We start from the raw sequence: 22,936 nt of genomic DNA, 5'->3' as shown, positions 1-22,936 counted from the left end.
AACCTTCTTCCTACTATTGATTTTTATTAAAATGCCCCGGGCTCGGCGAGCATGGCCAGAGGATCGGGATAGCGATAGTTAACCCCAAGTTCGCGACAAATTAAACTGCCATCTATCACTTTACCGCTGCTGTCATCGGCGGCAAATTGCGGCAAGGCAAAGCCGCCACATCGGGCAGCTTCGGTGTAAAAATCTTGCTTGGAGGGATGTCCGGGCGCGCAGAGGTTATAGCACCGCCCCAGAGTAGGCGCGGCTATCAGAGCGTCAAACGCGCTGAGACAATCCTCAAGATGCACCAGATTCACCGGTAAGGCCCCGCCGCCAACGTCCGTCTTGCCGGCAAAAAAACGCCCCGGATGGCGCCCCGGGCCAACGAGCCCTGCAAAACGCACCACTGTGGTATTCAACCCGGCAAACAGCGCTTCGGCGCCAAGCAAAATGGCTGCGCCGGGCGAATGGGCGCTGGCGTCTGCTTCATCAAGCACGTCAGGTAAATCGGGATACACCGCGGTAGTGCTGACAAATATCAGCCGCTTGGGGATGGCAGTAAGGGCGTCTCTAAGCTTGGCCAGCCGGTCAAGATAATCGGTTTCGCCGCGGCGGATCCCGGGCGGTAGATTGATGATAAGACAGTCGGCCTTCAGCAGTGGCCCGGGCACAGCCTCGTCTTCCTGTAAATCGAGGCGATAGCCTTCAATACCCAGGGCGCTGATGTCATCAACACCCTCCCGGGTACGCTTACAGCCTTTCACCGACAGGCCTGCCGCAAGCAGCCTTTTGGCCAGCGGCAAACCAAACCAGCCGCAGCCAATAATAGAAACAGATTGAATATCAGACATGAACACCGAATTCCCTGACGGTACTGTGTGAGGGGTTCAGGATACGCAAGCAGCCTGAAAACTCAAGACTCGCGAGTCATGATTCAAGGGCGGCGAAGTAAAAACTGATGGGGGCTTCGGCCTGCAGGGTGCGCATGGCCGCTTCGGTCAGCTCTTCAACTTTGAGCACCTTTTCGATACTCACATCTTCATTCATCAATATACGAAGACCCGCCTCGCCACCGGCCGCATTACAGGCCCAGACCTGCGGCTTTTTCACCTCGCGGGTGGTCATCATTACCTTGCCGATGCTGCCATCGGTGAGCTGCACCAGGGTGCCGGGCGGATAAATCCCCAGTACCTTCACCAAGGTGGAAATCAGCGACTCGTCGTGTTTACCAACCCGGTTTTTAAACAGGTATCCAAGCGCCACCTGGGGCGACGCCATACTCAGAGCGGTCAGCTGGAATTCAAAATCATTGGCAAGGGCAACAACCTGGGTGGTTTTGGGCAGCTTTTTAGCCTTCAGACCATCGGGGAAGCCACTGCCATCGATAAACTCGTGGTGATGACGCACAATATGCAGCACCTCTTCCGGGAATAGCCCACTGCGGCCAAGCATTTCATGGCCATAGTTGGGGTGCTGATTCATAAAATTGGTTTCTTGCTGAGTCAGGGCGCCGCGCTTGCGGCGAATATTATCGGGCACCTTGAGCTTGCCGATATCATGCAGCAGCGCTCCGAGGGCGATGTCGCGCATCTCTTTTTTCGGCATTTCCAGGGTTTTGGCAATCATCAGCGCCAGCACCGCCACGCTGATGCCGTGCTGGGTCACCGACGCTCCCTGCTCGCCTGCACTTACCAGCGCCAGAAAGGCATCTTCCTGTTCGAACAGGTGCTCCAGCATTTGCTCTACCAAGGTTGCGGACAACCGGTAGGCACCTTCAGGATCGCTGCCAAGTTTACTCACCAGGCTGCGGCTTTCATTAATGCAGTCGAGGAAGCGCTTCTGGCTTTTGCGAATCGCCACCCGCGCTTCCCGTTTCAGATCGCGCTCGGGCAGTTCTTCTTCAAACTCGTCATCGTCACCGGCCACTTCTTCTTTGGGCACGGCTTCATCAAGCAGCTCAGCCCCGGCAAGCACCAGCACATGATCGACCTTAAGGCCGCGGATCATCTCGATTTGCCCGGGCTCTTTAAGTTCTATTCTGTTGATTAAAAAGGGATGTTCCGTCCACGACAAGGGCAGCTTAACCGTCAGGCCAAGCCGCAGTTCAGATACAGGGATAGAAACAGGTTTGTTTTTGGCCAATCCGAGCCTCCAACGAGGACAATTGTCTCCCCTTTGGGGAAATCACACTGCTTTGTACGCCAATCTTATGAAATAAAAGCGTAATTCCTTAGCAGCGTTATGGCAAATAAATCTGTGCCAACTTCTTATACTATGGGCAAAATTTTGACATTTGCTGGCCTGTTACAGAAATTTTACCAATTTATATTGTATACATTATTCATTTGTGCGATAGTTGCACCACTGCCGCGGAGTTGCGCACCCCGAGCCCTGCGGTGGTTTGTGTTGCTGTCAATTGTCCTTGGTTTAGGGCCTTGCCCAAGACTCAGGTTACATTCCTTTTGTTGGTCAGCGGTGCCAGGGATGCCGTATTTTCCCTGACATCTACCAATTTTTGGCGCTGCTGTTGCAGCGCCTTTTTTTATGCCGAAAGCGGAAGGAACTTGTGCCCTGACTACGACTGTGCCGGGTACGGCGTCAGGCAGGCATGGACATAGGCAGAAATGGAAATAGGCAGAAATGGAAATAGGCAGAAAAAGGGAAAAGGCAGTGCTGGGAATAAGCAGGTACAAGGATAAACTGAGAGGACAATGCGCAGGCGTGGGCATTAGGGCCGTGATAGCCAGTGGCCTCAACGCGCCTGGATGCAGACAATGCCAGGCTTATAGCTTGCTGGGGCTGAGTTTGAAGCAGAGGTTGAAGCCAAGGCTGAGGCTCTGGATAGCTCAGGCTTGAGCGTGAACGGCTCAAGCCTGGCATTGAAGCAGTTTACTGGGCTATTACCGGCCGCTGCCAATCCTTCAGATAGAGCCGTAAGTGCTCGGACTTCAGCAAATAAATCGCAAACCAGAAGATCAGTAACGCATCGAAAGCCGCCGTCCAGGAAAACAGATAGCCACTGGTGGCCAGGCGCACAATAAGCACAGCGCCGTCCAGCAGCAACAGCGGCCACAGTAGCCACTTCATTCGGTCAAACAGTGATTTGGCCCAGTTGGGTCTGGACTTACGCTCAAGCAAAATAATGCCGTACACCAGCACAGCGCCCAAGCCGGTGGCAAGTGCCAGCAAAAAGGTCTCTTTTTGTGGGTAAAACAGCCGCACCAGCCCTGCTCTGTCGCTGAATTGGGTCAGCGAAGCCACAAACACCACCCAGCCGCGGGCAAGAAAGGTCAGCAGTAGATACAGCCCCAGCGGCGGTTTGATATGGCCTTTATCATCGACCCAGCGAATATGTTCAAACTTGAGCAAAGTGTGCTCCACATCATGTCTTTCCCAAGAATTGGGGGCTAGGAGGCCTGGATTCAAGGCCTGAGACACACAAAGACCCGCATCGGCGGGCCTTTATTACAGAGGGTGGCTTGCTTGAGCGCTATTGCTTGCGAGCTTTGTGCTCGGTGTGTCGCAGCAGCATCTGTTCACGCTTGCTGTCCAGCGCCGAGGCCTTTTGCGGCGCAAGCCCATTCATCCAGTCGGCAAACTCGGCCTGATAATTGGCGGCAAAGCTGCTAAGCGCCGCATCATAGCTGGCGAACTGGTTGTGTTTCAGGTGCTCAGTCATGGCCAGCACTTCGGCTTCGTGGCGCTCAAACAGGAAGCGAATGGCCAGATAGCTCCAGCGGTAAATGCGATCGGTACTGTCGCGGTAGCTGGTCGAAAAAATAGTCGCCAGGGTCGGGCGACGATTGGCGCGGGTATTGATTGCCAGGTTCACCGCAGTGGCGTTGTCGCTGCCAAGGGAGAGATACTCTGCCAGGCCTTCCGCCCACCACACCATTTTATCCGGATAGAAATTAAAGCCGCCGTAGCTGACAAAGCGCCCTTCCAGATAGTGGATGTACTCGTGGCGCAGGTTCCAAATTTCAAACTCAGGCCGCAGCCAATCTGCTTCATGGGCGTAGAAACTCGCCTGATTGTTCACATCCGCAGGATTGCCCTCAATATAGACACCACCATTATTGGTATTGATATTGAACAGCTCATAGCCGTATTTGTCGTATTGGTTGTAATCATCAAATACCACGACTCGCAGGCTGTCGTTGTAATCGTCGGCCACCGGCACGCCAAAGGTTTGCATTCTCTGGTGGAAATCGCTCTCCTGGCTTGAGAGCTGACTGCAGGTATCGGCGATTTGTACATCCGTCATATCCTGCGCCCACAGATTGATGCTGGCGCTGCAATCCACACGAATAGGCAGCACCACGTCGGGATCGGCAGGCTCGGTAGGGTTGGTACCAGGGCGGCCCTTGGCGTAAGAAACCGTGCTGGTGAGAGCCAGCAGCAAACTGGCGGCGATAAGGGTCTTGGTTGAGTGCATGTGTCTTCTCCAGTTGTTATATTTATGTTGCGATATATTGTATATTTTATTTCTTCGTTTCAGGCAACAAAAAACGCCAACTTTAGGTTGACGTTTTTTCAACTGGATATGTTTTTAAATCAGATCAAAGACCTATCAGATCTATCAGCCCTGCCTCATCTAAAACAGGAATACCCAGCTCCCGGGCCTTGGCAAGCTTGGAGCCCGCTGCTTCACCGGCGACCACGCAATGGGTGTTCTTGGAGACACTGCCCGCCACCTTGGCACCCAGGGCCTCAAGCTTGGCTTTGGCCTCGGTTCGGCCAAGACTGGTGAGTGTCCCGGTGAGCACCCAGGTTTGCCCCAGCAGCGGCTGGGCATCAGCCGATGGTTTTTCGATGGCTGGCCAGTTCACACCGGCGTTGATCAGCGCATCTATCACTTCAAGGTTATGGGGCTGGGCAAAAAAGTGTGCCACATGCTGCGCCACCACAGTGCCCACATCTTCCACCTGCATCAGGGCATCTACATCGGCTTCCTTAATGGCATCAAGACTCAGGAAATGTTTCGCCAGGTTAGCGGCGGTGGCCTCCCCTACTTCCCGAATACCCAGTGCATACAGGAACTTGGGCAAGGTCGTCGCTTTAGCTTCTTCAATGGCGGCAACCAGATTGGTGGCCGATTTGGTGCCCATACGCTCAAGCATGGTCAGCTTGGACACATTGAGCTTGAAGAGATCGGCCGGGCTTGCCACCAGCTCTTTATCGATAAGCTGTTCCACCACCTTGTCACCCATGCCGTCGATATACATGGCTTTGCGGGAAGCAAAGTGCTTAATGGCCTCACGGCGCTGGGCTTCGCAGAAAAGACCGCCGCTGCAGCGCGCCACCGCCTCGCCTTCGATACGCTCCACCAGAGAGCCACACACAGGGCAATTGTCGGGAAACAGAATTTCCTGCGCGTTCTCGGGGCGGCGCTCTGCCACCACGGCCACGATTTGTGGAATAACATCACCGGCGCGTCGAATAATCACGGTATCACCAATCTTCACCCCAAGACGGGCAATTTCATCACCGTTGTGCAGCGTGGCATTGGATACGGTCACCCCGCCGACAAACACTGGCTTTAGACGGGCTACCGGCGTCACGGCGCCGGTGCGGCCTACCTGAAAATCAACCCCTTCCAGCAGGGTCATTTCTTCCTGGGCCGGAAACTTAAAGGCAATCGCCCAACGCGGCGCACGGGCTACAAACCCGAGCTGCTGCTGCGCTTCGATGTCGTTGACCTTGATAACCACACCATCGATTTCAAAGGCAAGCTCATCACGACGCTTGAGGATGTCGCCATAGTAGGCCATCACCTCGGCAAGGCCTTCACAGAGTTTTACTTCCTTACTCACCGGCAGACCAAATGCTGACAAACGCTCCAGCTGGCCCTTATGGGTTGGCGCCAGCGCCAGATCGGCGCCATTATCGTCCTGCACGACACCAAGCGCATAGGCATAAAACGCCAGTGAGCGCTCGGCGGTTATCTTGCTGTCGAGCTGACGCAGGCTACCGGCGGCAGCATTGCGCGGATTAACAAAGAGTTTATCCCCTTTGGCGCGCGCTCTGTCGTTCAGTGCATCAAAGGCAGCCCTTGGCATAAAGACTTCGCCGCGCACCTCCACCAGAGCCGGAATATCATCACCCTGCAGCCTCAAAGGCACCGACTTGATGGTACGCACATTGACGCTGATATCTTCCCCCACAGCACCATCACCACGGGTGGCGGCACGCTCAAGCACGCCATGACGGTATATCAGGCTTACCGCAAGGCCATCGAGCTTGGGCTCGGCGCAGTACACCTGGGGACCAACCTTGTCGGTCAGACGCTTGTCGAACGCAACAAAGTCCTCTTCATTGAAGGCGTTATCCAGGCTCAGCATGGGTTTAAGGTGGCTGACCTGCTCGAATTTATCGAGTGCAGCACCGCCCACGCGCTGGGTAGGCGAGTCAGGCTCGGCCAAATGCGGATGCTCGGCTTCCAGCGCTTTAAGCTGGTTCATCAGCCGGTCATATTCCGCATCGGGGATGCTTGGCGCATCCTGCACATAGTAGGCAATGTTGTGACGATTGATTTCAGCGGTAAGACGTTGAATTTCGGCTTTGACTTGCATGATGGTACCTTGGAAATGCGCGGGGCCGCTCATGCGGCCCCACTTTTTAAATCAATAACTTGTTATGCACTGGCGCGGATGCGGGCGAGATACTGTGCCTTGGTGCTATCGCTCCAGAGTTGACGCTGACCATCGAGTACCAGTGCATCGAGGTCGTCCGCCAACTGGCAGGCTGAGTTCAGCATCAGGGAAAAGTTCATCACAGCTTCACCGTGGCATGGTAGCGTCATAAACAGCACTATGCCGTGGGTGGAAAACTGCTCCATAGTGTCCGGGTCGAACACACCAGGTTTGAGCATATTGGCAAGTGAAAACAGTACCTTGCCAGTGCCTGCGTTATCTTCATGGCGATGGAATATCTCCATCTCTCCGTATTTGAAATTCAGCTCCAGCAGACAGGGCAACAGCTCGGCACCGGCCAGAACCTGACCTTCACGGGCAACCACGTGCAGCACCAGCACATCACGTGGATCCGGCAGCGCTTCTTCCTGCTGTGGCTGTGCTTGTTGTGCTGGTTGCGACTGGACAGGTTGTGGCTGCTCCTGCTGCACATAGGCAGTTTCAGCGGCGGCAGAGCTGTGACCACGCATCAGATCGTCATCGTCTTCATCGTAGCCCTCATAATCGGCAGCAACCTGGGGCTCCGGTAAATCATCGAGCAGGCCCAGTTGCACCTGATCGCCAGCAGCCTGCTGCTGACCAAATACCGGCTCCTGACGCTCCTTGCTGCGACGCACCTTGGGCTCATCGTTCAGGGCAAACTCAGGTGCGTTGTCCGCATCGTTGCGGCTGTCTTCAGTTTGAGCCGTGCCATATTGAGCGCCAGACAGTTGAGACACAGACGGTTCAGCTACTGAAGGTTCATTCGAGCTCTGTTTGCGCGGCGCCTTGGTAAAGGCTGGCTGCGCAGGTTCGGCGTGTGTGTCCTCCGATGACTTATCATCGGCGTGTACTTTGCGCACCCGCACTTCGCCAATGCCATCGGCATCGAAGCCTTCGGCGTCCCGGCGAGCGGGTGACATGGCATAAGGGTTCCTGCTGCTTTCTTTAATGGCGCGGGGTTGCTGCTTTCTGATTGACCAAAATCCGTGAACCAGAACCGCAATAATGGCGATGGCGCCAAGCACAAACAAAACCAGTTGCAAATCTTCCATTGGATACCCTGTCTTTCCTGAATTCATTCTGCGTGTGCCATGGCCACCGCTTCTTCGATATCCACCGCAACAATGCGGGATACCCCGGGCTCATGCATGGTCACACCTACCAACTGATCAGCCATCTCCATGGTGATTTTATTGTGGCTGATATAAATAAACTGCACGCTGGCCGACATTTCCTGCAACAAGCGGCAGAATCGGTCAACGTTGGCATCATCCAGCGGCGCATCGACCTCGTCGAGCATACAAAACGGGGCTGGATTCAACCTGAAAATGGCAAACACCAATGATAAAGCGGTCAGCGCTTTTTCACCACCCGACAGCAGGTGGATTGTGGAGTTCTTTTTGCCGGGAGGCCGGGCCATGATGGTCACCCCAGTCTCCAATAAATCATCATCTGTCAGTGCCAGATAAGCACTGCCGCCGCCAAACACCTTGGGAAACAGCATGCCCAGATCGGCATTCACCTGCTCAAAGGTGGTTTTAAACCGGCTGCGGGTCTCGCGATCAATTTTACGGATAGCTTCTTCAAGGCTTTCAAGCGCCTGATTTAAATCAGCATCCTGACCATCGAGGTAATCTTTACGCTCGCGGGCTTCATCATACTCTTCTATGGCTGCAAGGTTTATCGCGCCCAGACGACTGATTTTACCCCGCAGCTTTTCCAGTCGCTGCTGCCACTCATCCACCGAGGCATGGGCTGGCAGGGCTGGCGCCACTTCCGCCAGACGAATATCGGCCTCGGCCAATTGCCCCAACTGCGTTTCCGCCTGCCCCTTTAAACCTTCACGCCGTAGCTTTAACGATTCGAGGGTATGAGTCAAGTGGTCTATCTTGCCAACTTCTTGTTTTTGCTTCAATAGTAAAGCATCTATCTGTTCCTGCAGCGCCGCCTGACGGCTGCGGTTTTCCGCCAGTGCCGTTTGCCGGCTTTGCTGCATGCCAAGCTGCTCCCTCAGCCGCTCTGACAGGCCAGTACGGTCAGTGTCCTGCTCCTTCACGTCCTGCTGCCCAAGCTCGGTGAGCACGGTGCCTTTTTGCTCGGTAAGCTTGCCAAGCTGAAGCTGGCCCGACTGCAATTTCTGATCCACCAGCGCAAGCTCGGTGGCAAGCTCGCTGCGTTTGGCGCGAACCTGCGCCAACTGCGATTCCAGATTGGCAAGCGACGCTTTGCGTTCCTCGGCAAGCCGCCTGGCGGCAGTTTGCTTTTCAGTCAGCGCGGCTACGCGGGCACTGGCTTCCTCCAGCGCTTCTTCTTGCTGCATCAGCGACTCATCCGCCACTTCAAGCTCAAGCAAGGCTTCCTGCTGCTGGGCACTGAGCCTGGCTATTTGCGCGCTGACAAACTCACGCTGCTTTGCCGCTTGCCTGGCACTTTCACGCCTGGCTTCCCAGCGCATGCGCTCACGTTCGGCCTCTTGTTTGGCATCGCTGAGCGCAAGCTCGGCGACCTTAAGCGCGGCAGTGCTCGCCTCCAGCGTGCGGCTGGCGTCAGCAGACTCGCTGCCAAGTGTGGCAAGCGCAGCTTCAAGGCTCGCCACCTCTTGCTCGAGTGCTTCTGCTTCGCTGCGAAGCGCCACTTTATCGGTGCCACCGCTCTGGTTGGATAATATAAAGCCCTGCCCGACCAGAAACCCTTCACGGCACACAATCAGGCCGTTGCTGCCCAGCGTTTGTAATTTTGCCTGGGCCTCGCCGAGGCTCTTGGCAAAGCCGACTCCGTCAAGCCAGGGCGCGAGGTTAACATCGGCGCCAATCACCCCCCACTGAGAAGCTGTCTGGCGGGTAAAGCCGGGCGAGTTCGCTTCAGGTGCCTGCTCAATCACCGGGGCATCCAACAGCCGCCCCAGCAGCAACTCGGCGGCCGCTTCCCAACCGGGTTCGACCTCAAGGCACTGCCACAGCTTTTGGCCACTGCCACTTTCTTCAGTCAGCAGGCGCGTGAGTACCGACAGCCGGCCCCGCACTTCACTGAGCTCACGGGACTTGGCCGCAATGCGATTGTCCACATCGGCAAGCTGGGCTTGAGCGCTTTTCAGCGCCGCAGTGGCCACATCGACCGCAGCCTGCTGCTGGTGCAAATCGGCTTGGGGCCCATCATTGTCGGTCGTGTCGGTTGGCAAGGCTGAGATGCCCTGCTCTGCCGCAAAATCGCCCTGGGGCTTAGGCGCAGGATTGTCGGCCGGCGACTCTTGCTCGCCAAGGCTTGCCAGCTGCTCCCGATAGCCTGCAAGGCTATGTTCACGCTCATCAATACTGTGGCGAAGATGACCAAGCCGCTGTCCGGTGAGCTCTTTTTGCGATTTAAGCTTGGCCAACGCACGCTCGGCCTGACTCACATCACCGCGAACCGCCTCCAGCGCTTCATCGGCATCGAAGGCACTCTGGCTCCAGGCTTCCTGGGTTTCTTCCAGGGTGAGCAACTGCTCTTCCCCGGCTTCGACGGCAAGACGCAGTGACGCCTGGGTTTCGCCAAGCTCGCGGTTACTTTCATCGAGCGCAAGCATATCGCGGCTTAAACTTTCCAGACGGCTTTGCAGGCTTTTAGAGCGCTCATCGAGGTTTGACAGCTGCTGCTCGAGCCGCGCCACTTCGGTGCCTGCCTGATAATAGGCCTCCAGGCTTTGCTGCTCGTCATCCACCAACACCGCCAGCGCCTGGCGTTCAGCCTCAAGATTGGCCTCTGTGGTGCCAAGTGCGGTTTTGGCCGCTTCCAGCAAAAAGTGTTGCTGCTCGATTTCACGGTCGAGCATGTCGGTCTGTTCGCAAATCTCCTGATAGCGCATCACCAACAGCTCGGCGTGGGTGGTACGCTCAGATTGCTTATATTCGCGGTAACGTTTGGCCGCTTCCGCCTGCACCGCCAGTTTGTCGAGCTGCTTGCCCAGTTCAAGACGAATGTCGCCAAGACGCTCGAGGTTTTCACGGGTGTGGCGGATACGATTTTCGGTATCGCGGCGCCGCTCTTTATAGCGGGAAATACCGGCGGCCTCTTCAATGAAGACCCTAAGCTCCTGCGGACGCGACTCAATCAGCCGGGAAATCATGCCCTGCTCGATAATGGCGTAGCTGCGCGGGCCAAGGCCGGTACCCATAAAGAGGTCGGTGATGTCTTTGCGGCGACACTTCTGGCCGTTCAAAAAATAGAGTGACTCCCCTTCGCGGCTCACCTGACGCTTAACCGCAATTTCTTCATAGCTGGCGTACTGGCCGCCCAAGCGACCTTCGCGGTTATCGAACACCAGCTCGACCCCGGCCACAGACACGGGTCTGCGGGCACTGGAGCCATTGAAGATAACGTCGGTCATGGAGTCGCCGCGCAGGTGTTTGGCGGAGCTTTCCCCCAGTACCCAGCGCACGGCATCAATCACATTGGATTTACCGCAGCCGTTGGGGCCGATAATGGCTGTGAGAGGATTGGGAAATGGGATCTTCGTTGGGTCGACAAACGACTTGAAGCCAGCAAGTTTTATTTGTTTGAGTCTCATAATGCCAGTCAAATCGCCTCGCAAGCCCGGGGTTGGGCTCGCCTGCCAAAGGTGATAACACTCCCCCGAAAGCCGGGGTGGATCACTCATGTTATTAGCAGCCAACTTTACCAAAGCCTTTTTGAATTTGTAACGTTTTTATCGGCCAAATTGGTGCAATCCGCTCCAATTGACGGCAGCTGGCGCTGATTTGAAGTAATTAGCGACAAATTAACCCTTGCCCCTGCCCGGCTTGCTGGCCCACAATGCCCGCAAACACAACTGCTTGGAGCCGACGTCTTATGTCACGACCCTCGCTTTCTTCTGCCCGAAACACCGCCGTACAAGCCAAGAGCGGGTTCAATTACTTTATGGACGGCTTTAGCCTTATCCGGCGCCCCGGCCTGCGAACCTTTGTGTTTGTGCCTTTGCTTATCAATATGCTGCTGTTTGCCGGAGCCTTTTATTACGCCCTTGGCAAACTGGATGAACTCTTTGCCTATGTCAGTGGCCAGCTGCCCGAATACCTCTCCTGGCTGAACTTTCTGTTATGGCCCATGGCGGTACTTGCCATGTTGGTGGTGATGGCCTTTGTGTTCAGCTCGGTAATGAACTGGCTGGCGGCGCCTTTCAATGGCCTCTTGGCCGAAAAGGTAGAGCAGCTGCTCACCGGCAAGCCCATGAACACAGGCACCACCATGGATTTGATGAAGGATTTGCCGCGGATCCTCGGCCGCGAGTGGCTCAAGCTTAAATACTATCTGCCCCGTGCCATCCTGTTTTTACTGCTGTTTTGGGTACCGCTGCTTGGCCAAACCGCCGCCCCGGTACTGTGGTTTTTGTTCAGCAGTTGGATGATGGCGATTCAGTATTGCGACTATCCGTTCGACAACCATAAGGTGCCGTTTGATGATATGCGTTTTGCCCTCAGGCAAACCAAGGGCACCAGCATGAGCTTTGGCGCGGCGGTAACCGTGTTTTCGATGATCCCTGTGGTGAACTTTATCGTGATGCCGGTGGCCATCTGCGGCGCGACCGCCATGTGGGTCGACAAGTACCGAGAGGCCTACCGCCACCCGGTAATCGCCCCGGAATAAGCGCATGTCCCAAAGCCAACTCAAGCAACCATCAACACAACGCCCGTCCTGTACGGGCGTTGTTTTTTATGACCTTCATTGACAAACTTTACTTATACTTTGTAACAAATCATCCAAGCCCGCGGTTACCGGCTCAGGTAAACTGGCGCCCGAAAAAGCAAAAATAACAATAATTCAGGATCATAAGACATTGTCAACAAGGATACTCAAGGCGAGCCCGCTGCTCGCGCTCTGTACTCTGCCACTTGTTTCCATCGCTGGCACCGCGGAGCAGTTTTCACTGCGCATCCCCTCGCTTGCCGAGCAGGCCACCATCGATGGCGACTTGTCTGATGCGGTGTGGGCCAAAGCCGCCGAGGCCGAGCTTAGCTACGAAACCCGCCCGGCAGAAAACGCCCCTGCCCCCGTTAAAACCAAGGCGAAGCTGTTCGCCACCGACACCACCCTCTATGTGGCCTTTATTGCCGATGACCCTAACCCAGGCGCCATCCGTGCCCACCTGCGGCCGCGGGATGATATCTGGGGCGAAGACATGGTGGGAATCAAGCTTGATACCTTTAATAACGCCCGGCTCGCCTACCAGTTCTTTATCAACCCGTTGGGGGTACAGTTCGATTCCATCGAGAACGAGCTGAACAAGAGTGAAAGCGCCGCCTGGGATGGTATTTGGGAAAGCGCAGGCCAGGTGACGGACACCGGCTATCAGGTGGAAATTGCCATTCCGCTGTCGCAGCTCAGCTTTGAAGACGCCCCGGGCCCCAAAGACTGGGGCTTCGAGCTTATCCGCTTTTATCCACGTGATGCCGAGCACCGGCTGTCGACCCATCAGATCTCCCGCGCCAACGACTGCCAGTTGTGTCAGCTTGGGGTGATCCGCGGCTTCGATGAAGTCAATCTGGGCAATGGCCTGCAGGTTACGCCCTCGTTGGTGGCCAAGGGCAGCCGCGAGCGCAGTCAAACCCCGGGCAGCGAATGGCAGCAGGAGGAAGACGTTGAGGCCGGACTTGATGTGCGCTGGGCCATCACGCCATCGTCTTTGCTAAACGCCACCATCAACCCGGATTTCTCCCAGGTTGAAGCCGATGCCGGCCAGCTGAACGTGAACTCAAACTTCACCTTGTTTTTTGAGGAAAAACGCTCATTCTTCCTTGATAACAAAGATTATTTTGATTCACAGCTGCCGCTGCTGCACACCCGCAACATTGCCGATCCTGACTACGGTCTTAAATTCACCCACAAGTCAGAAAACCATACCTTTGCGTTTCTTGGCGCCAACGACACCGGTAGCCACTTTTTGGTGCCGGGTAACCTGAGCTCATCGGTTGCCAGCATCGATGAAGAAAGCCATAACCTGGCCGGCCGTTACCTCTACACCAGCAGCGAATCCCTGGCGATGGGCGCCGTGGTCACCGGCAAGCGCAGCGAGGATTACCATAACCTGGTGGTGTCCGGCGACTTCAAGTATCAGCCAACGCCACAGGATACCTTTATCGGCCAATTTGCCAGCTCAGATACCGAGTATCCAGTTGGCTTTTATCGTGATTTTTGCGGTTCAGATGACGACTGCCTGCCCGCTGCCGAGTGCAGTCTCGATAACTGTGATGTCAACGAGCGGGTACTTCGCACCCATAAGATTGGCGCATTCCAGGGCGAGATGTACCGCCTTGGCTACACCCATTCCACCCGCAACTATTATGTGCACGCTGATTATGAGTCAGTGGGAGAAGATTTTCGGGCCGATCTTGGCTTTATCGAAAAGGTGGATCAGCGCAAGGCCGTGATTGGCGGCGGTTATATCTGGTACCCCAGCGACAGCTGGTTCAACGAAGTGGAACTCGGCGGCGACTGGGACATCACCCAAAACCAGAATGGCGAGAAAATCGAGCAGGAATGGGAAGGCTGGCTTTCCGCTGAAGGCGGCTGGCAAAGCTGGATTGGCGGTGGCTGGTTGACCCGTGAAAAGGTCGGGCGCCGCCTCGATGCCAGCTCACTGGCGATTGACGGCAACACAACGCTGTTTGATGAAAGCCGTTTTTGGCTGGAGGCCAACGCCAACCCCCTCGCCTGGGCGGGCGGCGGTGTCTCAGCCTCCTGGGGCGATGAGGTGGATCTGCTCAATAACCGTCTCGGCAGCAGTTTGCGGGCGAGCGCAGAGCTTGAGCTGAAACTGACTGACAGCCTGGTGCTGGACGTAACCCACGATTACTTTGCGCTGGATGTGGATGAAGGCAGATTGCTGACCGCCAACCTGACCGATTTGCGTCTGAACTGGCAGCTCAGTGTGGAGAGCTTTATCCGGCTGTCGAGCATTTATACTCACATCAGCCGCGACCCGGGCCTCTACCTGTACCACAGCCGCGATGCCAAATCGGAAGATCTGGGCACCGAGCTGCTGTATGGCTATAAACTCAACCCGCTGAGCGTATTTTATCTGGGCTATGCCGATGGCATGCAGGCCGATGATGATTTCCCGGGTCTTACCCGAACCGAGCAAACCCTGTTTATGAAGTTAAGCTACGCCTTTATTCTGTAGGGCATGTTGTCACTCTCAGGACGCAACCCGGGTTTGGTTGCGTCCGAGGGTCTTCGCTTCATAGAGCGCCATATCTGCCCGTTTCATCAGGCTGCCAAGGCTCTCATCTGCCAGCTCCGCCACACCGATACTCACGGTCAGCGCCAGACTCAAATCACCGAACTGGAATGGCGTATCTTCAAGCTTTAACCTGAAACCTTCCATCAGCGCCTGTGCCCTGCCACTGTCCAGGCCTTTCATGGCCACCACAAATTCTTCACCGCCGAAACGCGCCAGGGTAAAGTGCTGCCCAAGAGACTCACTCATCCGCTTGGCAAAGCATTTAAGCACTTCATCGCCAATGTCATGCCCGTGGGTGTCGTTCACATCCTTGAAGAAGTCGATATCCATCAGCGCGATGGAGAAGCTGGCCCCCTGCTGGGACAACACCGGCAGCTGCGGACTGAATTTATCGAAGAAATAGCGGCGGTTATACACACCGGTTAGGTAGTCGAGGTTCGCCTGCTCCCAAAGCTTGCGGATCATCTCCAGCGATTCCAGTGTATTGCTGACCCGGCAGTGAAACTCTTCGTGCACGAATGGCTTTTGCAAAAAGTCGTTGGCGCCATTTTTAATAAAGCGCGCGGTGAGGGTTTCGTCGGTGTCGTTCGAGAGCCCAATAATGGCCATTTCCTCACGGGCGTATTTTTCCCGCACCCGCAAAATCAGCTCAAAGCCGTCGATGCCGGGCATATTGTAGTCGGCAATCAGCAACCGAATGCCGGGCACCCGCTGCAGCACCTCCAGCGCCTTGGCGCCGTCTTCGGCCTCCAGCACTTCAAACAGGTGTAACTCCAGCAAGTTACGGACAAACTTCCGGCTAAGACCAGAGTCATCGGCAATCAGCACCTTGGTCTTGCGGTTGCGATCCAGGGTGCTTATCAGCTTGACCACGTATTCGTAGCTGAAGCGGTTTTCCTTGTAGACATAATCCACTATGCCCATCTGCAACAGCCTGCGGCGCTGCTTGGCATCCAGGCTGCCGGTCAGCACGATACAGGGGGTTTGACTGCCAAGCACCAGCTCCACACTCTCGCCATTGGGGGCGTCGGGCAGATTCAGGTCGGTGATCGCCGCAAAATACTCACGTTGCCCCAGTAAATCCCGCGCTGCGGCCAGATCCGGCGCCACATCCACGGTGCAGTCGAGCTGCTGCGCAAGCATATGCTTGAGCACCTTGGCCACCATGTTGCTGTCTTCAACCAACAAAATTCGCAAGTCTATAACTCCTTAGACCGTTTTTAAGATAAAGCTGCCAATGGAATAACCCGCGCCAAAGGAGCACAGCAGCCCCAAATCGCCCTGACTCAGCCCCTGCCGATGTTTGTGCAGGGCAATCACAGAGCCGGCCGAGGCGGTATTGGCGTAGGTATCGAGCACTATGGGCGCAGTGTCTGCGCCGGGGGTGTCGCCAAGCAGCTTTTTCACCACAAATTGATTCATATTGATATTGGCCTGATGCAGCCACAAACGCTTCATGGCAGCAGGCTCCAGTCCGGCATCGGCGAACTGGCTGTCCAAATGGCTGTAAATCATCGGCAGCAGCTCTTTGAACACCTTGCGCCCCTGCTGATGAAACAGTTTATCGGGCGCATGGGCAGTACCCGGACTGCAACGGTTGAGAAAACCGAAGTTGCTGCGGATATTGTTGGAATAATCGGTCACGCAGCGCTGACCGAGGATCTCAAATGCCTGCTGGCTGCGACTGCCAACGAGGGGCTCAACCACCATAGCAGTTGCCACGTCGCCAAAAATAAAGTGGCTGTCGCGGTCACGGTAGTTCACCTGGGCTGAGCAAATTTCGGGACAAATCACCAATGCCCTGCTCGCCGCGCCCGAGCCTATCAGTCCGGCAGCACTGGCAAGGCCAAAGGTGGCCGAGCTGCAGGCAACCTGCATATCAAAGCCAAAGCCAAAGCCAAAGCCTCTGCAGCCAAGTGCCTGTTGGATCTCAATCGCAACAGCGGGATAAGCGCGCTGGGTGTAGGCGGAGGCCACAATCACCAAATCGATATCCTGCGGCTGAAGTGAGGCATTGGCCAGCGCTTCTTTAGCCGCAAGCAAACCAATTTCGGCCTGCATCGACAGCGCATCCGAAGGTCGCTCGGGAATAAGCGGCATCATGATTTCAGGGTCAAGAATGCCCTCTTTAACCATCACGTATCTGTGTTTGATACCCGAGGCCTTTTCAATAAACTCGCTGGATGAGTACTCCAGCGGCTGCATATGGCCTATGGCTATCTCACCCTCATGTTCACGGTTGTGAAGGTCGACATAGGCGTTGAAACTCTCAACCAGCGCCTCGTTGCTTATCCCCTCGGGCGGAGTAAAAAGGCCGGTTCCGGTAATGGCGATGGCTTTATTCATGGCGAGCATCTCCGCTATGCATCATGTCCTGCCCCGGCATCAGCCTGGGCTTGGTTAAATCGATGACCACTGTGGCCGAAATTTTGTCCTGAATAGCCTGACGGTTGGCGTCCCAGAATACCTGCATAAAACCCAGCAGACCTGTGGCAAAACCTGCACCATAACCGCCGTAGCGGCCAAAAGCGTCCCAAAGCCCAAGCTTGGAGCCATCGAGGGATATCACCCTAATTCCCATCAGTTTCTTGCCCAGGGTCTGGCCGTCAAACCAGGCGGTAAATACGGTAAAGTAAAACGCAGCCCAGCCGAAACCCAGGCCCAGATCGTTCAAAATGCCCTTGGCCCACTCGATAAGGCTGTATTTGCTGCCGCTGTCATCCGCTGCTGAAATGGGTATGGTGACAGGCGCTGGCTCAGCCTTGTCCTTATCAGCAATACCATTGAGTAAATTGTTTGGCGCCAAGCTTTGGTTATCTGAGGCCTGGCTTTCAGGAGCCTGGCTTTGAGGAGCATGGTTGTCAGGAGCTTGGCCAACAGGGGCTTGAATGCGCGGTGCTTGCTCGCCTGACTCTCTGGTGGCTGGCTCTTTGGTGGCTGGCTCTTGGGTTATTGCCTGAGCCTTGGGGGGCAGTTGCTGCAATTTACCGGCGAGCTGCGCTTTCAGTGACACTTTATCCAAGTCAGGAATGTCCAGCTCATCCAGCGGCGAAAACAGCATGGCCTCGGCATCTTCACGGGCGATATTTGACGCCGCCAGACTGTCAGCCAGCTCACTTGCCTTGCTCTGGGCGCAGCTGGCGTCTTCACACAGGCTCAAGGCAATCACTTTGGGCAAAACGCTGATAGCCTCGGGCACAGTAACCGGCGCCTTGGTGTCTGTGTCCGCATCTGTGGTGGTAAAGTTGTCCGAGATGGCATAAATCATCACCACCGTCATCAGGGTGTAGAGGGCAATTTTGGCCCAGCGGCCAAATCCGCCAAGACGCTTGCCAAGGTAAGAGGTGAGCAGCACCAGAGCCACAAACACCACCCCAGCATCCTCAGCCAGCACGGAAATCAACAAACCATCGATACAAATGGCAATGCCCCGCTTCAGTGGCGATGCCAGCGGGGTATATAGCAGTCCTTCAGCCACGCTGAAGGCATGGGGGGTAATAATGGTACGAGGATCCTTGCCTGCCGCCAGGATCCCCGAATTGACTACACTGGGTTCTGTCATGCTTGTGTCCGGCGGCTGTGAATAAAAGGAACCAGCCTTGTTATTATTGGCTTGAGGTTATCACAATCCGGAAAACAACCAATCAGGCATTATGAATAACAGAATGCGCTTTAATAGCCAAAAGGAATAACGAAGAACAAACAATCACTTCTAAATAATGCCACAGCGATTATGCTTTAATGCGATAAAGTCACAGGAGCTGCATTCCATGAGCAAAATCTTTGAAGACAATTCGTACACTATCGGCAATACCCCGCTGGTTCGCTTGAACCGTGTCAGCAACGGCAAGGTACTGGCCAAGGTTGAAGCCCGTAACCCCAGTTTCTCCGTAAAGTGCCGCATTGGTGCGAACATGATCTGGGATGCCGAAAAGCGTGGCGTGCTGACCAAGGACAAAGAACTGATTGAGCCTACTTCAGGCAACACAGGTATCGCCCTGGCTTACGTTGCCGCTGCCCGCGGTTACAAGCTGACCCTGACCATGCCAAACACCATGAGCCTGGAGCGCCGTAAGCTGCTCAAGGCCCTGGGTGCTAACCTGGTGCTGACCGAAGGTGCCAAGGGCATGAAAGGTGCCATCGAAAAGGCCGAGGAAATCCGTCAATCTGCACCAGACAAGTACATTCTGCTGCAGCAGTTTGACAACCCAGCCAACCCGGAAATCCACGAAAAGACCACAGGTCCAGAGATCTGGAATGATACCGACGGTGAAGTGGACATACTGGTAGCCGGTGTTGGCACCGGTGGTACCATCACAGGTACCAGCCGTTACATCAAGAACGTACAGGGCAAGGCGATTGTGTCTGTGGCGGTTGAGCCATCTGACTCACCTGTGATCAGCCAGACTCTGGCCGGTCAGCCAGTGCAGCCGGGCCCACACAAAATTCAGGGTATCGGTGCCGGTTTTATCCCGGGCAACCTTGATCTTGAGCTGATTGACCGCGTTGAAACCGTTTCCAACGACGACGCCATCGAAATGGCCCATCGCCTGATGAAAGAAGAAGGCATTCTGGTGGGTATTTCTTCCGGTGCCGCCGTGGTTGCTGCTAACCGTATCGCTGCCCTGCCTGAGTTTGAAGGCAAGAACATCGTGGTTATCCTGCCATCGGCAGCCGAGCGTTACCTGTCTTCTGTACTGTTCCAGGGCCAGTTTGGCGACCAGGAAAACGTACAGTAAGCTGATAACCTTCCTTAAAAAAGCCCGGCATTGCCGGGCTTTTTGTTGGGTGCGTTTCACATATCCTTGTGTGTTTTCTACCGGCGCTGAGTGCTTATGCGTGGATCAGTTTTTCGAGTAAATCCCGCACACTTTGTTCACACTCGGCGTCATCAAATGCCTGACGCACGCTGTAGCGATATTCCAAAAACCGGATAAGGGCGATGATTTGCGCGGCGGGCACTTCGGGACTGGCCACATTGAGACGGGCAAAAAACTGGATCACCGGGCTTAAAATGGCTTCATCGAGCAGCACTATGGCCTCGGCCAGCGCCGGGTTACGCAGCGCCTCCTCATGGAACGCCATTTCAAGAATACGCTCGTTGCGGTCAGCCACCTGCATCCGGATGTGGCCACAGATAAAACCTACCAGAGTATCCCTCAGTGCCTGTAACTTGGCGGGCTCGGCCAGACTTTCGGCGTTGTAACCACTCAAAGCGGCAAAGCTTTGCTGCTCCAGCGCCAGATTAGCCACCATGGATTTTTCGGCATGGTAGGTCAGCGCATCGTGGATAAGCTCTTTGATATCGCCAAAGTAATAAGTGGTTGAGGCCAGCGGCACGCCGGCAAGATTGGCAACGGCCCTGTGCCTGACGCCCCTCACCCCTTGATCAACAATCAGTTTGAGTGTCGCTTCCAGGATGGCAATCCTGCGGGCCTGGCCATCGCTGCGACTGGCCTGGCGGCCGATATAGGGTAGTGGCTGTAACATCTGTCGACTTCCTTGCATTGGGTTACTGGATACTAACCCCAAGTCAGCAAAGCGGAAACCCGCGACCACCCCACCAAATCACTGTTTGCCGATGAATTAGGCAAAGATACTGCCGTATTCATACAGTGGCCCCCGATCTCACGCCAACAAAGGCGAGCTTTACCTCAGCTTCTGCTGAATTATGCCACCCGCTTGAGCTTGCCTTGAAAACTGCTAATATAATCCAGCAGAATTACATATAACTTATAATTATATAAATCACAGCACGAGCATTGAAAACAGTATGAAACAGGCACAGCAGCTCATTTACCTGGACGCCAATGCCACTACACCGGTATTGCCCGCCGCCGCCCAGGCCGCCATGGATGCCATGGAACATCTCTACGGCAACCCTTCCAGCAGTCATATCACAGGTCTCCAGGCCAAGGCATTGATGGAGCAAACCCGCTCTGCGGCGCGCAGGCATCTGGGTACGGGGGCCGGCAAGCTGGTGTTTACCAGCGGTGCCACCGAAGGTATTCAAACCGCTATTTTGTCGGCATTGGTTGCCAGCCGCGACAAAGGCGTGGCCGACAACGCCTGCATTTTGTATGGCGCCACCGAACACAAGGCCGTTCCCGAATCCCTCAAACACTGGAACAAGGTGCTTGGCCTCAATGCCGAGGTGCTGGCAATTCCCGTCGACCAACAAGGTCGGCTTGATCTTGAATTTATCGCCCAAAAGGCCCCTGCTGCTGTGCTTATCTGCACCATGGCAGTGAACAACGAAACCGGCGTTTATCAAGATATGGCGGCGCTGGAGCAAAGCATCCGCCAGGCCAATCCACTGGTATTCTGGATGGTGGACTGTGTGCAGGCACTGGGAAAATTACAGTTAAACCTCGCCGCCACCAGCATCGACTACGCGCCTTTCAGTGGCCACAAGTTATACGCCCCCAAAGGCATTGGCATGCTTTACATCCGTGAGGGTGCACCCTTTACGCCCTTTATAGCCGGTGGTGGCCAGGAAGGAGGCCTGCGCTCAGGCACCGAAAACCTGCCCGCCATGGCCGCGCTCAAAGTGGTGCTCGATATGCTCAATGGCGAAGGCGCGCAGCAATTTGCCGATAAAGATACCCTCAAACATTACCGGGTGCGGTTATTGGATGCACTCAGGAACGCCTTTGGTGATGTGGTGCTCAACCACAGTTTGGATAATACGGTCCCCACCACGCTGAACTTTGCCATTCCTGGATTTTCCAGCAAGGAAATCATGGACTTGTTTGATGCGGCAGGGATCCGTGTCAGCTCGGGCTCAGCCTGCAGCTCCAAGGTGACCGGCAGTTTTGTGCTGGATGCCATGGGTCTGCCGCGCTGGCAAAGCGAGTCGGCCATCCGCATGTCCTTTGGCCCTGCCATGACTGAAGCTGAACTCAATGCCGCCTGCGAGCGCATTGTGGAGGCTGCCTCTTCGCTGCGCCACTCTTGTCTGCTGTCGCTGGACTCCCGTCGCAGCGATGGGGATCGCGAGCCGCTGTCTGGTCTGGTGCAACTGAAAGACGATGGCGCCTGCTGCTGGATTTACACCGACCCACAAAGCCGTGAGACTCTGATAATTGACCCATTACCTGCACTGAAAGACAGGCTGCTGAACCTCATCCGCTGCCAGGAGTTACCTGTGGTGGCGGTTATTGACACCCATGGCCATGGCGATCATCACAGCAATCGCGATGACATTGTGGCCGGGCTGTCGCTCAGCGGCGCCTGTAATCAGCTTGGCTGGCCGGCTGCTGCCGCTGACTGCCAATGGCAAGGTGAGCGCTTTAAGTGTATTTCGGTGGGCAGTAACAAACTGCTGCGCCTGCCAAGCCCAGGCCATACCGATGACAGCCAGACGCTGATCCTGATTGATGACCAGGGCAAGCTCTTGTTCGCCTTCGTGGGTGATACAGTGCTGCCCGGCAGCATTGGTCGCAGTAATTTCCCCTCGTCGTCATCCAAGGCCTTGTTTCATAGCCTCAAGGCGCTATATGCGCTGCTGGGAGACGACACCCTGCTGCTGTCATCACACGATTACCACAACGACTTTTTCACCAATTTCGCCGTGGAAATGCAGCAAAGCCCGCTGTTGGCTGCAGCGCTGCAACACCGCGTGGATGAGGCGGGTTTTGTGGCACAAAAAGATGCCATGGATGCCACACTGGAAGACAAGCAGGGTGAGACCATCATGTGCGGCGCCTACGGCAGCTGCCAGGGCAGCAAGCAAATCCATGAGTACAGCGCCGGTGCACTGGATGCGTTGCTGCAGGCAGATCCAAATGCCCTGGTGCTGGATATCCGTGAGCCCCATGAATATAAGCTGTCTCACCGTGAAGAGCGCTGCATCAACGTGCCTCTGACCAGGCTGGCAGGCTTTGTGGCCCGTGAACCTGATGCCCGCAGCCGCCCATTGGTGCTGATCTGCCGCAGTGGCAGCCGCTCAGCCGTGGCTGCCAAAGCACTGGAGCGCTTCGGGTTCAGTGCCATCGCCCATGTGGCTGGCGGCTATGCCTTGAGTTAGCACCGAGCTACAAGCAGAGTGCAGGCTCATAAG

Annotated in this window: 15 protein-coding genes; 4 read left to right on the top strand and 11 right to left on the bottom strand. The window is 55.5% G+C overall.

Translation table 11 applies throughout. From position 1 onward, the window contains the following. Window positions 1–26 precede the first annotated feature (26 nt). The 7 genes from MJ923_RS18345 to MJ923_RS18315 form a co-directional block, all read right to left on the bottom strand. Entirely contained in the window at window positions 27–839 is an 813-nt protein-coding gene (locus MJ923_RS18345) for an SDR family oxidoreductase (protein WP_240592333.1), read from the bottom strand. 76 nt (window positions 840–915) lie between these two features. Further along, window positions 916–2,130, bottom strand: a complete 1,215-nt coding sequence (locus MJ923_RS18340) for an HD-GYP domain-containing protein (RefSeq protein ID WP_240592332.1) — start codon at window positions 2,128–2,130, stop codon at window positions 916–918. Between the two features lie 747 nt (window positions 2,131–2,877). Continuing rightward, on the bottom strand, window positions 2,878–3,369 hold the full coding sequence (locus MJ923_RS18335; RefSeq protein ID WP_240592331.1) for a DUF2919 domain-containing protein: 492 nt from the start codon (window positions 3,367–3,369) through the stop codon (window positions 2,878–2,880). Window positions 3,370–3,478: 109 nt separating this feature from the next. Next, window positions 3,479–4,423 carry a collagenase gene (locus tag MJ923_RS18330; RefSeq protein ID WP_240592330.1) on the bottom strand — a complete coding sequence of 315 codons (945 nt, stop codon included), beginning with the start codon at window positions 4,421–4,423 and terminating at the stop codon, window positions 3,479–3,481. Between the two features lie 124 nt (window positions 4,424–4,547). Further along, a complete protein-coding gene (gene ligA, locus MJ923_RS18325) occupies window positions 4,548–6,560 on the bottom strand; it encodes an NAD-dependent DNA ligase LigA (protein WP_240592329.1) in 2,013 nt (670 codons plus the stop codon). A 62-nt stretch (window positions 6,561–6,622) separates the two neighbouring features. Further along, window positions 6,623–7,714, bottom strand: a complete 1,092-nt coding sequence (gene zipA, locus MJ923_RS18320) for a cell division protein ZipA (protein ID WP_240592328.1) — start codon at window positions 7,712–7,714, stop codon at window positions 6,623–6,625. A gap of 23 nt (window positions 7,715–7,737) precedes the next feature. Then, window positions 7,738–11,205, bottom strand: a complete 3,468-nt coding sequence (locus MJ923_RS18315) for a chromosome segregation protein SMC (protein ID WP_240592327.1) — start codon at window positions 11,203–11,205, stop codon at window positions 7,738–7,740. A gap of 281 nt (window positions 11,206–11,486) precedes the next feature. Here MJ923_RS18315 and cysZ point away from each other — a divergent pair, with 281 nt between their 5' ends. Then, window positions 11,487–12,281, top strand: a complete 795-nt coding sequence (gene cysZ, locus MJ923_RS18310) for a sulfate transporter CysZ (RefSeq protein WP_240592326.1) — start codon at window positions 11,487–11,489, stop codon at window positions 12,279–12,281. Between the two features lie 190 nt (window positions 12,282–12,471). Further along, window positions 12,472–14,814 carry a carbohydrate binding family 9 domain-containing protein gene (locus tag MJ923_RS18305; protein ID WP_240592325.1) on the top strand — a complete coding sequence of 781 codons (2,343 nt, stop codon included), beginning with the start codon at window positions 12,472–12,474 and terminating at the stop codon, window positions 14,812–14,814. Between the two features lie 15 nt (window positions 14,815–14,829). Here MJ923_RS18305 and MJ923_RS18300 read toward each other — a convergent pair whose 3' ends face one another. Genes MJ923_RS18300 through MJ923_RS18290 form a run of 3 tightly spaced genes read right to left on the bottom strand, consistent with a single transcriptional unit; the run spans window position 14,830 to window position 18,436 of the window. Then, the gene (locus tag MJ923_RS18300; protein ID WP_240592324.1) at window positions 14,830–16,071 is read right to left on the bottom strand and encodes a diguanylate cyclase; all 1,242 of its coding nucleotides are present in this window, start codon (window positions 16,069–16,071) and stop codon (window positions 14,830–14,832) included. A 12-nt stretch (window positions 16,072–16,083) separates the two neighbouring features. Further along, on the bottom strand, window positions 16,084–17,220 hold the full coding sequence (locus tag MJ923_RS18295) for a beta-ketoacyl-ACP synthase III (RefSeq protein WP_240592323.1): 1,137 nt from the start codon (window positions 17,218–17,220) through the stop codon (window positions 16,084–16,086). Next, a complete protein-coding gene (locus MJ923_RS18290) occupies window positions 17,213–18,436 on the bottom strand; it encodes an RDD family protein (protein ID WP_240592322.1) in 1,224 nt (407 codons plus the stop codon). Before MJ923_RS18290 ends, MJ923_RS18295 begins: the two co-directional genes overlap by 8 nt. A gap of 208 nt (window positions 18,437–18,644) precedes the next feature. Here MJ923_RS18290 and cysK point away from each other — a divergent pair, with 208 nt between their 5' ends. Beyond that, window positions 18,645–19,613: a cysteine synthase A gene (gene cysK / locus MJ923_RS18285; RefSeq protein ID WP_240592321.1), complete on the top strand. Its 969-nt coding sequence runs from the start codon at window positions 18,645–18,647 to the stop codon at window positions 19,611–19,613. A gap of 94 nt (window positions 19,614–19,707) precedes the next feature. Here the strand turns inward: cysK and MJ923_RS18280 are convergent, their stop codons facing one another. Then, window positions 19,708–20,364, bottom strand: a complete 657-nt coding sequence (locus tag MJ923_RS18280; RefSeq protein ID WP_240592320.1) for a TetR/AcrR family transcriptional regulator — start codon at window positions 20,362–20,364, stop codon at window positions 19,708–19,710. A gap of 283 nt (window positions 20,365–20,647) precedes the next feature. Here MJ923_RS18280 and MJ923_RS18275 point away from each other — a divergent pair, with 283 nt between their 5' ends. Continuing rightward, window positions 20,648–22,903, top strand: a complete 2,256-nt coding sequence (locus MJ923_RS18275; RefSeq protein ID WP_240592319.1) for an aminotransferase class V-fold PLP-dependent enzyme — start codon at window positions 20,648–20,650, stop codon at window positions 22,901–22,903. Window positions 22,904–22,936 lie beyond the last annotated feature (33 nt).

Origin of the sequence: Shewanella zhuhaiensis (assembly GCF_022484835.1) — a bacterium.
In the GTDB taxonomy this organism is placed as follows: domain Bacteria; phylum Pseudomonadota; class Gammaproteobacteria; order Enterobacterales; family Shewanellaceae; genus Shewanella; species Shewanella khirikhana.
Note: the sequence above shows the minus strand (reverse complement) of the source record. Positions and strands in the feature narration are given on the sequence as shown.